Source organism: Streptococcus sp. 27098_8_70, from assembly GCF_041432215.1.
Classification (GTDB): domain Bacteria; phylum Bacillota; class Bacilli; order Lactobacillales; family Streptococcaceae; genus Streptococcus; species Streptococcus oralis_CP.
The window spans coordinates 407,686-422,887 of sequence record NZ_JAPVZD010000001.1 but is presented as its reverse complement, the minus strand read 5'-3'; the positions used below and the strand labels follow the sequence as shown (position 1 = coordinate 422,887).

The window sequence follows — 15,202 nt, the reverse complement described above, 5'->3', positions numbered from 1 at the left end:
ATGAAAAAAGTTATTTTTGCTGGATTGAGCCTCATGTCTCTATTCTTGTTGATTGCCTGTGGTGAAAAAGAAACCAAACAGACAAGCACTCCAAAACAACCTGCTGTACAACAAATCGCAGTCGGTAAGGATGCGCCAGACTTCACCTTGCAGTCTATGGATGGCAAAGAAGTGAAGTTATCGGACTATAAAGGGAAAAAGGTCTATTTGAAATTTTGGGCTTCTTGGTGCGGACCATGTAAAAAAAGCATGCCTGAGCTGATGGAATTAGCTGCCAAACAAGATCGAGACTTTGAAATCTTGAGTGTCATTGCACCAGGTCTCCAAGGTGAAAAAACAGTTCAAGACTTTCCAAAATGGTACCAAGAACAAGGCTACAAGGATATTCCAGTTCTATATGATACCCAAGCAACTACCTTCCAAGCCTACCAAATTCGTAGTATTCCAACGGAATACTTGATTGACAGTCAAGGTAAAATCGGAAAAATCCAATTTGGTGCTATTAGCAACGCTGATGCAGAAGCAGCATTTAAAGAAATGAAATAAAGAAAAAATCGCGATTATTCGCGATTTTTTTTATAGTTTTTCATTGATGAAGCGGATAAATTGATTCCACCAAACCTTCAAAAAGAAGGCTTTTTCTACTTTCTTTTCAGAAACCATTTCAAAAGATGGTTTGTCGGGAGTGAGATAGCCCTGGCCGACCAAATCCTGATCATCATAGGTCAGAGTACCAACAACCTTGCCTTCTTCCAATGGAGCCATTTCTGATGTTGATTTCGGTGTGAATTGGAGGGCTGGTGTAGTACCGCTTCCGATGCGTTGGACGATGGAAATATCTGACTTAGCGACAGCTGTCACATTATCTTCTTTACCATCCAGAACTGTTACTTTACTATCGTTGTAAGCTTCACCTTTCTGAACGACAGTTTTTAAGGCAAAGTTTGCAGAAATATAATCTAAAAGTGCAGAAGTTGCAGTAAAACGCGCATAAGGGTTGGTATCTTGTTGATCTGCATTCAAAACAACCGTAATAATACGCATCCCTTTCTCAACAGTTGTTCCAACGAATGAAGCGCCAGCTTTATCAGTAGTACCTGTCTTTAGTCCATCGATACCACCACGATAGGCAGGCATTCCCTCCAACATATAGTTGGTTGAGTGGATTTCAAGCCCTGCAAATGTAGAAGTTGGTTTTTTGGTGATTTCCAAAACTTGAGGATAATCTCGGATGAGGTTACGAGCGACGATTGCAACGTCGTAGGCACTCAACTTGTTTTCATCGTCTTTTTTAGAACCAGGATAGATATTATCGCCAAGTGTCTCATTATTTAAACCAGTTGTGTTTACAATAGTTGCATCTTGAATTCCCCATTCAAGAAGTTTAGCCCTCATTTTGTCTACAAAGTCTTTCTCAGAACCAGCAATCTTTTCTGCTAGTGCAATCGCAGCGCTGTTCGCGCTGGATACCATTGTAGCCTCTAATAGCTGTTCAACAGTATAATTTCGGGCTTCCATAGGGACGTTACTCGCCTCAGAATTAGTTGTAAGTTTGTAAGGATAGTCCGAAATATCAACAGGTGTAGATAGGCTGATAGTTCCTTGTTCCAGAGCTTCATAGACCAGATAAACTGTAACCAGTTTGGTAATAGAAGCAATTTCTACAGGCTGATTTGCATCTTTTTCATAGAGGATTTTTCCAGTTGTAGCTTCGACGGCAATGGCATGTTTAGCAGCAACATCAAACTCCTGAGCAGAAACAGTAGAAGCTGTTCCAAAAACTAAAAGTGTCATAAAAGATAAAATTATTTTTTTCATATTAGCTTTATTTTATCATAAAGAAAAAAAATATTCTCGCTTTTTTACTAAAGCCAACTTATCTTTTTCAGAAATATGGTAAAATAGAGAGAAGGAGGATACCTATGTTCCGTAGAAACAAATTATTTTTTTGGACAGCTGAAATTTTATTATTAACACTGATTTTCTATCTTTGGCGAGAAATGGGAGCCATCATTACTCCCTTCGTAACGGTTGTGAATACCATCATGATTCCATTTTTGCTTGGTGGATTTTTTTACTACATTACAAATCCAGTCGTTACTTTCTTGGAAAAGAGATGTAAGATCAATCGTCTAATTGGTGTCTTGGTCACTCTTTGTGCCTTGATTGGTGCTATCGTTGTAGGGGTCGTTTATCTCTTGCCGATTTTGATTAATCAGTTGACCAGCTTGATTATTTCTAGTCAAAATATCTATAGTAGACTACAAGATTTGATCATCGATTTGTCCATGAATCCAGTCTTCCAAAATATTGATATTCAACAAACAATTCAACAACTGAATCTCTCCTATGTGGATATCCTCCAGAATATCCTGAATAGCGTCAGCAACAGTTTAGGAAGCGTTCTTTCAGCTTTGTTTAGTACGGTTCTGATTCTCATTATGACCCCTGTATTCTTGATTTATTTCTTGTTGGATGGTCATAAGTTGCTACCAATGTTGGAACGTACCATCTTAAAACATGACAAATTGAATCTTTCTAGCCTTTTAACCAATCTCAATACAACTATAGCCCGTTATATCAGTGGAATTGCGATTGATGCGGTTATTATTGGATGTTTAGCCTATATTGGCTATAGCGTTATCGGATTAAAGTACGCCCTAGTTTTTGCTATTTTCTCTGGAATCGCAAATTTGATTCCTTATGTTGGTCCAAGTATTGGCTTAATTCCAATGGTGATTGCCAATGTGTTCACGGATCCTCATCGTATGTTGATTGCGGTTGCTTATATGCTTATTATTCAGCAGATTGACGGAAATGTTCTCTATCCACGTATCGTTGGAGGGGTTATGAAAGTACACCCGATTACAATCTTGGTGCTCCTTTTACTGTCAAGTAATATCTACGGTGTCATAGGAATGGTCGTAGCAGTACCTACTTACTCTATTTTTAAAGAAATTACTAAGTTCCTAGCGAAATTATATGAAAACCATAAAGAAGCTAAGGAACTGGAAAAAACAGAATCAAATTAAAATCAGGGAAACCTGATTTTTTGATGAAAATACTATCTCCAAACAAAAAGAAGTTTGAATTCATATTGCTATAAAGAAGCAGAAGAACAGGATTTGATAAGATTTAGATTAATTCACAAAATATGTGTAAAACACTTGCAATTTAGCAGAAATTTGATAAAATAGTAAGGAAAGTTAGACTGTATTGCCTACTGTCTATCTATAAAATATATTTTATTGGAGGCTTTTACTCAAATGGCAAAAGAAAAATACGATCGTAGTAAACCACACGTTAACATTGGTACTATCGGACACGTTGACCACGGTAAAACTACTTTGACTGCAGCTATCACAACTGTATTGGCACGTCGCTTGCCTTCAGCAGTTAACCAACCAAAAGACTATGCGTCTATCGATGCTGCTCCAGAAGAACGCGAACGCGGTATCACTATCAACACTGCGCACGTTGAGTACGAAACTGAAAAACGTCACTACGCTCACATCGACGCTCCAGGGCACGCGGACTACGTTAAAAACATGATCACTGGTGCCGCTCAAATGGACGGAGCTATCCTTGTAGTAGCTTCAACTGACGGACCAATGCCACAAACTCGTGAGCACATCCTTCTTTCTCGTCAGGTTGGTGTTAAACACCTTATCGTCTTCATGAACAAAATTGACTTGGTAGACGACGAAGAATTGCTTGAATTGGTTGAAATGGAAATCCGTGACCTCTTGTCAGAATACGACTTCCCAGGTGACGATCTTCCAGTTATCCAAGGTTCAGCTCTTAAAGCTCTTGAAGGTGACTCTAAATACGAAGACATCATCATGGAATTGATGAACACTGTTGATGAGTACATCCCAGAACCAGAACGTGACACTGAAAAACCATTGCTTCTTCCAGTCGAAGACGTATTCTCAATCACTGGACGTGGTACAGTTGCTTCAGGACGTATCGACCGTGGTACTGTTCGTGTCAACGACGAAATCGAAATCGTTGGTATCAAAGAAGAAACTCAAAAAGCAGTTGTTACTGGTGTTGAAATGTTCCGTAAACAACTTGACGAAGGTCTTGCCGGAGATAACGTAGGTGTCCTTCTTCGTGGTGTTCAACGTGACGAAATCGAACGTGGACAAGTTATCGCTAAACCAGGTTCAATCAACCCACACACTAAATTTAAAGGTGAAGTCTACATCCTTACTAAAGAAGAAGGTGGACGTCACACTCCATTCTTCAACAACTACCGTCCACAATTCTACTTCCGTACTACTGACGTTACAGGTTCAATCGAACTTCCTGCAGGTACTGAAATGGTAATGCCTGGTGATAACGTGACTATCGACGTTGAGTTGATCCACCCAATCGCCGTAGAACAAGGTACTACATTCTCTATCCGTGAGGGTGGACGTACTGTTGGTTCAGGTATGGTTACAGAAATCGAAGCTTAATTCGATTAAGTTCCCAGAAGAACAATTATTTAAGTCAGACACTAAAAGAATCTTGCCTTGCAAGGTTCTTTTTTTCTTCTCCTTACTCTATTTGAAGTGCTTCTACTCTAGCAGTATAATAGTTTTTTTGGTATAATAAAAGTTATGGAAATCGAAAAAACCAATCGTATGAACGCCCTTTTTGAATTTTATGCGGCGCTTTTGACAGACAAGCAGATGAACTATATTGAACTCTATTATGCTGATGATTATAGTCTTGCTGAGATTGCTGAAGAGTTCGGTGTCAGTCGTCAGGCTGTCTATGATAATATCAAGCGGACGGAAAAGATTCTAGAAGATTATGAGATGAAACTGCACATGTATTCGGACTACATTGTCCGCAGTCAGATTTTTGACCAGATCTTGGAGCGTTATCCCAAGGATGACTTTCTGCAGGAGCAGATAGAAATTTTAACAAGCATTGATAATAGAGAGTAAGAGGAAGAAAAATGGCATTTGAAAGTTTAACAGAACGTTTACAGAACGTCTTTAAAAATCTACGTAAAAAAGGAAAAATCTCTGAGGCTGATGTCCAGGAAGCAACCAAAGAAATTCGCTTGGCCTTGCTGGAAGCCGACGTTGCCTTGCCTGTTGTAAAGGACTTTATCAAGAAGGTTCGTGAACGTGCAATCGGACACGAGGTCATTGATACCCTCAATCCAGCCCAACAGATTATCAAAATCGTTGATGAGGAATTGACAGCTGTTTTAGGTTCCGATACGGCAGAAATTATCAAGTCACCAAAAATTCCAACCATTATCATGATGGTCGGTTTGCAGGGGGCTGGTAAAACGACCTTTGCTGGTAAGCTGGCTAATAAACTCAAGAAGGAAGAAAATGCTCGTCCTTTGATGATTGCTGCGGATATTTACCGCCCAGCCGCCATCGACCAGTTGAAAACACTTGGACAGCAGATTGATGTTCCAGTCTTTGCACTTGGAACAGAAGTACCAGCTGTTGAGATTGTTCGCCAAGGTTTGGAGCAAGCGCAGGCCAACCACAACGACTATGTTTTGATTGATACGGCAGGGCGTTTACAAATCGATGAACTTCTCATGAATGAGCTTCGTGATGTTAAAGCACTGGCTCAACCAAATGAAATCCTCCTCGTCATTGATGCCATGATCGGTCAGGAAGCGGCTAATGTTGCCCGTGAGTTTAATGCTCAGTTGGAAGTAACTGGTGTCATCCTTACCAAGATTGATGGGGATACTCGTGGTGGTGCGGCCTTGTCTGTTCGCCACATCACTGGAAAACCTATCAAGTTCACTGGTACGGGTGAAAAGATAACAGATATCGAAACCTTCCACCCAGATCGTATGTCAAGCCGTATCCTTGGTATGGGGGATATGCTGACCTTGATTGAGAAAGCTTCTCAGGAATACGATGAGCAAAAAGCCCTTGAAATGGCTGAGAAGATGCGCGAAAACACCTTTGATTTCAATGATTTCATTGATCAATTGGATCAGGTGCAAAATATGGGACCAATGGAAGACTTGCTCAAGATGATTCCAGGTATGGCTAACAATCCAGCCCTTCAAAACATGAAGGTGGACGAGCGTCAGATTGCGCGCAAACGTGCCATTGTATCTTCCATGACACCTGAGGAGCGTGAAAATCCCGATTTGTTAAATCCAAGCCGTCGCCGTCGTATCGCTGCAGGTTCTGGAAATACCTTTGTTGAAGTCAATAAATTTATCAAAGACTTTAACCAGGCCAAACAGCTCATGCAAGGTGTCATGTCTGGCGATATGAACAAGATGATGAAGCAAATGGGAATCAATCCAAATAACCTTCCAAAAAATATGTCAAATATGGGAGGGATGGATATGTCTGCCCTTGAAGGCATGATGGGACAAGGTGGAATGCCGGATATGTCAGGTCTCGGAGGAGCAGGCATGCCAGATATGAGCCAGATGTTTGGTGGCGGACTCAAAGGTAAAATCGGTGAATTTGCCATGAAACAGTCTATGAAACGTATGGCCAACAAAATGAAAAAAGCGAAGAAAAAACGTAAATAAAAAAGGAAAGCAGAAGTGCTTTCCTTTTTGGTATAAAATATGTGCTTTCTATGATTAGGCAATTTTCTTAATTGAAAAATGACTAAATAGAAAGAGAGATTTCAAAGCCTTGCATCCATTCGGATTTTACTGTGATTTCGATTTTTAAAGCATCTGCTAATTGTTTGACCAGATATAGGCCCATGCCTGTTGATTTTTTCCTTGTCTCTCCTGAATCACCTGTAAAACCTTTCTCAAAGATATGAGGTAAGTCACAAGCTTTAACTCCGCAGCCATTATCCCTAATAATCAGACTTGTACGTCCCTTGTCTTTTGATATATAAATATTGAGTTCGGGTTTGTCGGAGCTATATTTAATGGAGTTGGCTAGGATTTGAGAGAGGATAAATTCAAAACTGCGTTGATCGGTGTAGCAGATTCCTTGTATGTTTTCTACCTTAATCGTAAATTTCTTTTCTTTGAGCAAGGGATCAAAGTTTTCCAAAAGATCTTGGATACACTCTTCTAGGTCAAGGTATTCAAATAGAAAATCATTTTTCTCACTTTTCACCCTGTAGTAGAATAGGATCTGTGATACATTTTCTTGGATTTGCTTTTTCACATAGTCCAACTTAAAAGCTGTATCCTCAGGCAACTGGTCGCTTTGATTGTCCAAAAGGAGGGAAAGAAGCGACAGAGGGAGTTTAATCTCATGCGCCCATTTTTCAACATAGTCCTCATACTCGGCTAGTAATGAGTTGAGTTTTCCTATTTCAGCCTGCTTTTGATAAAGTGTATCTGCTATTTTTTCAATGCTTTCTTTTTCTGAGGCACTTGATAAATGCAATAATTCAAGCTCAGTATCCGTCTTGGGATTGGCTATGAAGGCTTTATAGGCAGATGATTTTTTTCTTTCTGTTTTTATAAGTAAGAATGATAGGATGAAAAAAAGCAGGACGGTGGCTAAAATATAGAGAAGGATGAGGGCTTGAAACATTCTCACATCTGAAAGCCAAAGCAGGACAGCTGTAAATAGATCAAATGCTAAGAGAACAAGTAACCAAGGCAGATAACTAGCTAGATATTTTAGATTATGTTTCATCTGGACTTACCTCTTCAAGCTTGTAACCAATACCTCTGACGGACTTGACTTGAAGGGCAATGCCAGCCTGTTTCATCACCTTTTTTAGCCTTGCAATGTTTACTTGTAGGGCATTTTCATCGATGAACTCAGTTGTATTCCACAGTTTCATACTTAGTTCTTCTTTTGTGACGACAGGAGCATTAGTAACCAATAAGGTTTCTAACAATTTCCCTTGATTTTGGGGGAGTAAAATCGAGTGTCCATTGATATAAAGGGTATAGGTCTGTCTATCCAGCAGAAAATTATCTTTTTCAAGCAAATTTTGTCTACCTTCATAGCGTTTCAAGATGTTTTCTATACGAGCCAAGAATCTTTCTTTCTTGAAAGGTTTTGTTAAGTACTCGTCAGCCCCTAATTTTAGGGCGTAAATCTCATCTTTTAGTTGTTCACGGGAGGTGAGAACCAATATGGGCACAGAGCGTTTGGATTTGAGATTTTTACAAATTTGAAAACCAGTTTCTCCTGGTAAATTCAAATCCAGTATGATTAGATCCGTATCGTATTGCAGCACTTGTTGGCTTGTATCTTTGAAGTCAGTCAACTTATCAACTTGATAATTCGCTTTCTCTAACAAGATGACAATTTCATCTCGAATCAAGGCCTCATCCTCAATAACCAGGATATGCTTCATATTGGTTCCTCCTTTTCCTATTTTATTCTATCTTATTCATCTCTTTTGGGTTCCATTAAGGACAACAAGTATTTGTTGCTATTTTTCTTTACAATTCTGATATAGATGACTTCAAAACCTGCTAAGAGCAGTACTATCAGCATGGCTGTGATAAATTTCTGCCCCATGACCATTCTTGCACTGGCTGGTACTATTCCTGTGAGGAGGGAGCCCACTCCGAAGCTACTACTGATAAGTGCAAGGGCTATTGGCAGACCGAAATACCAATTGATTTGCTTTTCTGAAGATTTACAAAGAGTTTCGTAGTTGGCTCCGAGATGGATCAAGGTTTGGTATCGTCTGTAGGATTGTCTTTGTCCCATCAAAAACTGAACGCCAATGATTGTATTTGCCACAACAAGGAAGATGATAGCCAGATAGATAGTGATATAGCTGGCAGAGATAATGTAAAATAATTGTCTTCCCATATTTTGTATATAGCTTTCATAGCCAAGAGAGGTTTGATCTAGCTTTTCATTCGTATCTGAGATAGCTCTCATCAAGCCTTTTTCTTTGACCAGCTCAGGAGCCAAGATACCGCTGACATAGTTCGAGTAGTGACCGTCTGTATAGTTCATAAAGACTTCATCTGGGACTATGAGGGCAACAGAGAGGGTGATTTCACGATCCGTTACAATCGGTAAAGACTCCACCTCTCCAATCAATTTCACCTCATTCCCCATGACGTTGATTTGAGGCTTCGTCTTCAGAACAGAGTTGACGAGACTTTCATCTGGGAGAAAATCTTTCCCCATATACAAGTAGGCTTCCTTGCTAGTTAATTCTAGAGGAGGGAGATTGGCAGCCTTTCTAAGTTCATTGTATTCGGAAACTGGTATGAGGTGGGAAGTAGTAGACTGTTTAAATCTTTGGAGCAAAATTTCCATGTTCTTGCTGCCTTTTTGCTTTTTCAACTCCTTGATGATCTCTTCGAAGGACACGGACTCGTGTTCTTTCGGTTTGCCTACTTTAATTTGCAGAATCTTTGAAAACTGTGATGCTAGTCCAGCAGCTTCAAGCTCTTTTTTAACTGTATTCACATCAAGATTTTCATCTGTATCCTGCTTGCTATTTCTAAATGTATAATCCAATACGTGGGTTTGATTGCCTAAATTGCCACTTGAAATAGCAACACCTGCTCCAAAGAGGCACAAGGCAGAGAAGATTAAGAGGGAGCAGATGGCCAGTATAGTTGAGCGCTGGATAACTAATTCCTGAATCTGTCTAAAATTATAGGCATGAAGTTTTCGATTGCTTCCAAGCTTAACCAAGAAGTCTATAAATAAACGCATACCAAAGAAGAGGAGGATAGTTCCTAGAGTCCCCAAGAAAACAGTGATGCCCATGGTTATGACACTCTCCCAAGCTCGTCCACTCATACCCATGTAATAGGCTGTTCCAAGAAGTAAAATCCCTAGGACGGAAGCAAGAAGGTACACACCCTTGGGGAGTAGTTTCTTCATTCCAGAGGGTGAATAGGCAAGCAGGTTTCCGATTTCCTTATTGGCTGTTTTTGCACTTAAAAGAACAAAAACAGCTAATTTTACGGCTAGGAAGCCGATGACTGTATAGAGTAGAGCTGTAGTAGATAGAGAAAATTGATGCTCAATAATTCCTAGTCCCACAATTTTAGCGGTTATTAGGCTGATTAGTTCTGAAATCAAGATTGAAATTGGAAGACCTACTCCAAGGGCAAGGACACTGTTTCTCAAATCCTCAAGGAGGAGTAGCAAGAACAGTTTGGTTCTTCGCATGCCTAATGTGAGATACACACCAAATTCATGTTTTCTTCTTTCCATCTGCATACTGCTTGCGAAGTAGACTAGAAAAAAGAGAATAAAGAGCGTTGCTACGTAAAGAATCGGAATCATGCTAAAGAGTTTATTTACAGCGTCACTTTCTATTTGTTTTAGAAAGATCATCACATCTTGATGTGACAAAGAAAGGATGATGTAAAAGGAGATAATAGAAAGAACCATGGAACTGAAGTACAAGCCATTATTTTTTCGATCTCTCTTGCTATTTCTTGAGACTAATTTAGAAAACATTGCCATCACCTCCAGCTAGGGCTGCCATGACCTTTAGTATTCTGTGGTAAAAATCTTCCTGACTTTCTCTTGGATAATCGCGTCGGATTTCATGGAATAGTTTTCCGTCTTGGATGAACAAGATGCGGTTGCAAAAGCTGGCTGCGACTGAATCGTGTGTCACCATGAGAATGGTGGTTTCTTCCACTTGATTCATTTCAGCTAATTTTTGCATCAAAATGGTCGCATTTTTTGAATCCAAAGCTCCTGTGGGCTCATCTGCAAATACAATCTTAGGGTCTAAAATCAAAGCACGCGCAGCAGCTACCCTTTGCCGTTGACCACCTGATAATTGAGAAGGGAACTTATCCAGGAGTTCAGAAATATCTAGATATTGGGAGAGCAATTCTAATCGAACCTTGCTTTCGTTGGCATCGACCTTGTGCAAAGACAAGGGGAGTAAAATATTTTCTTTGGCTGTCAGATTGTCCAAAAGCTCAAAATTTTGAAAGAGGTAACCAATTTCCTTGCCACGATAATCAGCTAACTGGTTCCCTTTTAACTGACCTAAATCTTTTTCTTGCATTTGAATGGAGCCGTCAGTTGGTTTGATGATAGTAGCGAGACAGTTAAGAAGGGTTGTTTTCCCAGAACCACTGCTCCCCATAATCCCTAAGAATTCACCTTTGACAACTTGAAAAGATATACCGTTCAAGGCTTTGGTGATATTCGGATCTTTTCCATAATGCTTTTTTAATGATTCTACTCGTAAAATTGTTTCCATGTGAGACACCTCCATCTTTTGTTAATTTCATTATAATATGAATCAGAGTAGAATAACACTTACGGATGATGTAAGAAATCTTTATCATTAGGTTATTGGATCTATGCTTACTATATTATAGCATGGTTTTAGGGATTTAAAAAGCGGAGTTGAGAGTCGAGAAATTTTCTTAATATTGAAATTATAAAAAATAATACTACTGTAGTCCATGCTCCAGCAGTATTATTTATTATTTTATAGAAAATTCTATTCCCACTCCACGGTTGCGGGTGGTTTACTTGTAATATCGTAGACGATACGGTTAACGTGGTCCACTTCATTTACGATACGTACTGAAATCTTTTGAAGGACTTCCCAAGGAATCTTGGCAAAGTCAGCTGTCATACCATCGATAGAAGTGATCGCACGAATGGCGATGGTGTAGTCGTAAGTACGACCATCACCCATAACACCGACTGAACGAACGCCTGTGTTGACAGTGAAGTATTGCCAAATATCACGATCAAGACCAGCTTTAGCGATTTCTTCACGTAGGATAGCATCAGACTCACGAACAGTTTCTAGTTTTTCCTCAGTGATTTCACCCATGACACGGATAGCGAGTCCTGGTCCTGGGAATGGTTGGCGCCATACGATGTGGTCTGGCATACCAAGCTCTGTACCGAGGGCACGGACTTCGTCTTTATAAAGAGTGTTCAATGGCTCAATCAATTCAAACTGCATGTCTTCTGGAAGACCACCAACATTGTGGTGTGATTTGATGGTTTGAGCAGTATCTGTACCAGACTCAATCACGTCAGTGTAAAGCGTTCCCTGAGCAAGGAATTTTACATCTTTTAGCTTACTAGCTTCGTCATCAAAGACATAAACAAACTCGTTTCCGATGATTTTACGTTTTTGCTCAGGATCAGAAACACCTGCAAGTTTATCAAGGAATCGTTTAGCAGCGTCTGCTTTAACGATATTCAAACCAAACTTACCACCAAGCATGTCCATAACTTGGTCAGCCTCTCCCTTACGGAGAAGACCGTGGTCTACAAAGATACAGATCAATTGATCGCCGATTGCTTTCTGGAGAAGAACGCCAACAACAGAAGAGTCAACACCACCTGATAGGCCGAGAAGAACACGCTTGTCACCTACAGTTTCACGGATTTTTTTGATCTGCATATCGATGAAGTTGTCCATTGACCAGTCGCCTTTAGCCTGACAGATGTTAAGGGCAAAGTTGCGAAGGATATCATTCCCGTATACAGAATGGCGAACTTCTGGGTGGAATTGGATACCATAGATGTGCTTGTCAGGGTTTTCAATAGCTGCATAAGGACAGTCAGCAGAAGTTCCAGTACGAACAAAATCAGCTGGAATCTCTGTAACAGCATCGCCATGGCTCATCAAAACAATCTGTTCTTCAGGAGTCCCTTCAAAGAGGGCAGAAGTGGTATGGGTAAGTGGTGATTGGCCATACTCTCGGTTACCAGCATCACCTGCAGGGACAACTTTTCCTCCAAGTTTATGAGTTAAAAGTTGCATACCATAGCATATTCCTAAAATTGGAATGCCAAGTTCAAAAATTTCTGGGTCAATATCAAATGAACCATCTTCGTATACAGAGTTTGGTCCACCAGAGAGGATGATCCCTACAGGGTTAATCGCACGAACCTCTGCGGCTGAGATTTTATGACTTTTTAACTCTGAAAAAACACCAATTTCACGAATACGACGTGAAATCAGCTGGTTGTATTGGCTACCATAGTCCAGCACGATGATTTTTTCGACATCTTGCAAGTCAGTTGAAATGTTGCTCATCTTTTTCCTTTCTCAAAAGAAATATCTTTTTCAATATTCTATCACAAATAGGGGCGAATTACCAACTAAACAAGGCAAAGTTTGACTTTTTCTTAGCAAATACGGTACAATGGAGAAAATAAAGAAAAGAAGTGAGAATCATGTTACCAGCTTATATGAAAATCCACGATCAGATCAAGAAGGATATAGATGAGCATCATTGGAAAATCGGAGAGAGACTTCCAAGTGAGCGAGATTTAGCTGAACAGTTTCAAGTTAGCCGGATGACATTACGTCAGGCTATCTCTCTCTTGGTTGAGGAAGGAGTTTTGGAGCGTCGTGTAGGAAGTGGAACCTTTGTCTCTAGCACTCGTGTCCAAGAAAAAATGCGGGGTACAACCAGTTTTACGGAGATTGTCAAATCTCAGGGGAAAGTTCCTTCTAGTCAACTCATTTCTTACAGAAGAACCATTCCAAATGAGCAAGAGGTCGCTAATCTAGGGATTGCTCCGACAGAGAATATTATCCGCATGGAACGGGTGCGTTACGCTGACCAAGTTCCACTAGTCTATGAAGTCGCATCTATTCCTGAGAAATTTATTAAGGATTTCAAAAAAGAAGAAATCACCAGTCATTTCTTCCATACCTTGCAGCAACATGGCTATCGGATTGGCAAATCCCAACAGACCATTTATGCGAGATTGGCTAAGGAAAAAATTGCTCACTATCTAGAAGTTGAAAAAGGGCATGCCATTTTAGCCTTGACTCAGGTCTCTTATCTTGAAGATGGGACGGCTTTCGAGTATGTAAAGAGTCAATACGTGGGCGAACGCTTTGAATTTTATCTTGAAAATAACTAGTCTAGAAAGGCTAGTTTTTTGTTTTCTTAAAAGATTAGAATTGTCAAAACAATCTGTCTAGGCTTGATTTTATTGCTTATTTACTATAAAATGAGAAGGAAAAACGTCAAACTTTTATATTGCAAATAGGAGAAGAAATGACAAAAACATTAAAACGTCCTGAGGTTTTATCACCTGCAGGGACTTTAGAGAAGCTGAAAGTAGCTGTTCAATATGGTGCGGACGCAGTCTTCATCGGTGGACAGGCCTATGGTCTTCGTAGCCGTGCAGGAAACTTCACCTTTGAACAGATGGAAGAAGGCGTGCAGTTTGCTGCTAAGTACGGTGCCAAGGTCTATGTGGCTGCTAACATGGTTATGCACGAAGGAAACGAAGCTGGTGCTGGAGAATGGTTCCGTAAGTTGCGTGACATCGGGATTGCCGCAGTTATCGTGTCAGATCCAGCCTTGATTATGATTGCAGCAACCGAAGCACCAGGTCTTGAAATCCACCTTTCAACCCAAGCTAGTGCGACCAACTATGAAACTTTAGAGTTCTGGAAAGAACTTGGTCTAACTCGCGTGGTTTTGGCCCGTGAAGTTTCAATGGAAGAATTGGCAGAGATTCGCAAACGTACTGATGTAGAAATTGAAGCCTTTGTCCATGGAGCCATGTGTATTTCTTACTCAGGTCGCTGTACGTTATCAAACCACATGAGTATGCGTGATGCCAACCGTGGGGGCTGTTCTCAGTCTTGTCGTTGGAAATACGATCTTTATGACATGCCTTTTGGTCAAGAACGTAAGAGTCTGAAAGGTGAAATTCCAGAAGAATTTTCGATGTCAGCCGTTGACATGTCCATGATTGACCATATTCCAGATATGATCGAAAACGGTGTAGACAGTCTCAAGATTGAAGGTCGTATGAAGTCGATCCACTATGTTTCAACTGTGACCAACTGTTACAAGGCGGCTGTAGATGCTTATCTCGAAAGTCCCGAGAAATTTGAAGCCATCAAACAGGACTTGGTAGACGAGATGTGGAAGGTTGCCCAACGTGAATTGGCAACAGGTTTCTACTACGGTACACCGTCTGAAAACGAACAGTTGTTTGGCGCTCGTCGTAAAATTCCTGAATACAAGTTTGTCGCTGAAGTGGTTTCGTATGATGATGCGACTCAAACGGCAACCATTCGTCAACGGAATGTTATCAATGAAGGAGACCAAGTTGAGTTTTACGGACCAGGTTTCCGACATTTTGAAACTTATATCGAAGATCTTCATGATGCCAAGGGCAATAAAATAGACCGTGCTCCAAATCCAATGGAACTCTTGACAATCAAGGTTCCACAACCTGTTCAAGCAGGGGATATGGTCCGCGCTCTCAAGGAAGGGCTCATCAACCTCTATAAGGAAGACGGGACAAGTGTTACAGTTCGTGCCTAGATA

Annotated in this window: 13 protein-coding genes; 7 read left to right on the top strand and 6 right to left on the bottom strand. The window is 40.4% G+C overall.

All coding sequences use genetic code 11. From position 1 onward, the window contains the following. Complete coding sequence (gene sdbB, locus O3655_RS02025) at positions 1-546, top strand: thiol-disulfide oxidoreductase-associated lipoprotein SdbB (RefSeq protein WP_042902344.1); 546 nt, start codon at positions 1-3, stop codon at positions 544-546. Between the two features lie 30 nt (positions 547-576). Here the strand turns inward: sdbB and pbp3 are convergent, their stop codons facing one another. Further along, positions 577-1,818, bottom strand: coding sequence for a D-alanyl-D-alanine carboxypeptidase PBP3 (gene pbp3, locus O3655_RS02020; protein ID WP_308697094.1), 1,242 nt, complete (start codon positions 1,816-1,818; stop codon positions 577-579). Positions 1,819-1,922: 104 nt separating this feature from the next. On the opposite strand from pbp3, the gene O3655_RS02015 reads away from it, so the two are divergent. From O3655_RS02015 to ffh, 4 genes are all read left to right on the top strand, one after another. Next, positions 1,923-3,032 (top strand): AI-2E family transporter, encoded by a 1,110-nt coding sequence (locus O3655_RS02015; protein WP_000489828.1) that lies wholly within the window; start codon positions 1,923-1,925, stop codon positions 3,030-3,032. Positions 3,033-3,266: 234 nt separating this feature from the next. Continuing rightward, entirely contained in the window at positions 3,267-4,463 is a 1,197-nt protein-coding gene (gene tuf / locus O3655_RS02010; protein ID WP_001040720.1) for an elongation factor Tu, read from the top strand. Positions 4,464-4,607: 144 nt separating this feature from the next. Then, the gene (locus O3655_RS02005; protein WP_000402066.1) at positions 4,608-4,940 is read left to right on the top strand and encodes a putative DNA-binding protein; all 333 of its coding nucleotides are present in this window, start codon (positions 4,608-4,610) and stop codon (positions 4,938-4,940) included. Positions 4,941-4,951: 11 nt separating this feature from the next. Continuing rightward, the gene (ffh, locus tag O3655_RS02000; protein WP_038805126.1) at positions 4,952-6,523 is read left to right on the top strand and encodes a signal recognition particle protein; all 1,572 of its coding nucleotides are present in this window, start codon (positions 4,952-4,954) and stop codon (positions 6,521-6,523) included. A gap of 82 nt (positions 6,524-6,605) precedes the next feature. Here the strand turns inward: ffh and O3655_RS01995 are convergent, their stop codons facing one another. The 5 genes from O3655_RS01995 to guaA all read right to left on the bottom strand — a co-directional run bounded on the left by O3655_RS01995 (position 6,606) and on the right by guaA (position 12,936). Then, the gene (locus O3655_RS01995) at positions 6,606-7,604 is read right to left on the bottom strand and encodes a HAMP domain-containing sensor histidine kinase (RefSeq protein WP_038806155.1); all 999 of its coding nucleotides are present in this window, start codon (positions 7,602-7,604) and stop codon (positions 6,606-6,608) included. Then, a complete protein-coding gene (locus O3655_RS01990) occupies positions 7,594-8,277 on the bottom strand; it encodes a response regulator transcription factor (protein ID WP_049479013.1) in 684 nt (227 codons plus the stop codon). Before O3655_RS01990 ends, O3655_RS01995 begins: the two co-directional genes overlap by 11 nt. A gap of 32 nt (positions 8,278-8,309) precedes the next feature. Continuing rightward, a complete protein-coding gene (locus O3655_RS01985) occupies positions 8,310-10,364 on the bottom strand; it encodes an FtsX-like permease family protein (protein WP_049479014.1) in 2,055 nt (684 codons plus the stop codon). Further along, on the bottom strand, positions 10,354-11,127 hold the full coding sequence (locus tag O3655_RS01980; protein ID WP_049479015.1) for an ABC transporter ATP-binding protein: 774 nt from the start codon (positions 11,125-11,127) through the stop codon (positions 10,354-10,356). Before O3655_RS01980 ends, O3655_RS01985 begins: the two co-directional genes overlap by 11 nt. Before the next feature lie 246 nt (positions 11,128-11,373). Next, the gene (gene guaA, locus O3655_RS01975; RefSeq protein WP_000065697.1) at positions 11,374-12,936 is read right to left on the bottom strand and encodes a glutamine-hydrolyzing GMP synthase; all 1,563 of its coding nucleotides are present in this window, start codon (positions 12,934-12,936) and stop codon (positions 11,374-11,376) included. 140 nt (positions 12,937-13,076) lie between these two features. On the opposite strand from guaA, the gene O3655_RS01970 reads away from it, so the two are divergent. Next, a complete protein-coding gene (locus O3655_RS01970; protein WP_000936182.1) occupies positions 13,077-13,775 on the top strand; it encodes a GntR family transcriptional regulator in 699 nt (232 codons plus the stop codon). Positions 13,776-13,912: 137 nt separating this feature from the next. Continuing rightward, positions 13,913-15,199 (top strand): U32 family peptidase, encoded by a 1,287-nt coding sequence (locus O3655_RS01965; RefSeq protein ID WP_000169096.1) that lies wholly within the window; start codon positions 13,913-13,915, stop codon positions 15,197-15,199. Positions 15,200-15,202 lie beyond the last annotated feature (3 nt).

What these genes read in the sequence shown, in the direction of transcription:
- sdbB (WP_042902344.1), top strand. Translation starts at nt 1, where the DNA reads ATGAAAAAAGTTATTTTTGCTGGATTGAGCCTCATGTCTCTATTCTTG.
- pbp3 (WP_308697094.1), bottom strand. Translation starts at nt 1,818, where the DNA reads ATGAAAAAAATAATTTTATCTTTTATGACACTTTTAGTTTTTGGAACA.
- O3655_RS02015 (WP_000489828.1), top strand. Translation starts at nt 1,923, where the DNA reads ATGTTCCGTAGAAACAAATTATTTTTTTGGACAGCTGAAATTTTATTA.
- tuf (WP_001040720.1), top strand. Translation starts at nt 3,267, where the DNA reads ATGGCAAAAGAAAAATACGATCGTAGTAAACCACACGTTAACATTGGT.
- O3655_RS02005 (WP_000402066.1), top strand. Translation starts at nt 4,608, where the DNA reads ATGGAAATCGAAAAAACCAATCGTATGAACGCCCTTTTTGAATTTTAT.
- ffh (WP_038805126.1), top strand. Translation starts at nt 4,952, where the DNA reads ATGGCATTTGAAAGTTTAACAGAACGTTTACAGAACGTCTTTAAAAAT.
- O3655_RS01995 (WP_038806155.1), bottom strand. Translation starts at nt 7,604, where the DNA reads ATGAAACATAATCTAAAATATCTAGCTAGTTATCTGCCTTGGTTACTT.
- O3655_RS01990 (WP_049479013.1), bottom strand. Translation starts at nt 8,277, where the DNA reads ATGAAGCATATCCTGGTTATTGAGGATGAGGCCTTGATTCGAGATGAA.
- O3655_RS01985 (WP_049479014.1), bottom strand. Translation starts at nt 10,364, where the DNA reads ATGTTTTCTAAATTAGTCTCAAGAAATAGCAAGAGAGATCGAAAAAAT.
- O3655_RS01980 (WP_049479015.1), bottom strand. Translation starts at nt 11,127, where the DNA reads ATGGAAACAATTTTACGAGTAGAATCATTAAAAAAGCATTATGGAAAA.
- guaA (WP_000065697.1), bottom strand. Translation starts at nt 12,936, where the DNA reads ATGAGCAACATTTCAACTGACTTGCAAGATGTCGAAAAAATCATCGTG.
- O3655_RS01970 (WP_000936182.1), top strand. Translation starts at nt 13,077, where the DNA reads ATGTTACCAGCTTATATGAAAATCCACGATCAGATCAAGAAGGATATA.
- O3655_RS01965 (WP_000169096.1), top strand. Translation starts at nt 13,913, where the DNA reads ATGACAAAAACATTAAAACGTCCTGAGGTTTTATCACCTGCAGGGACT.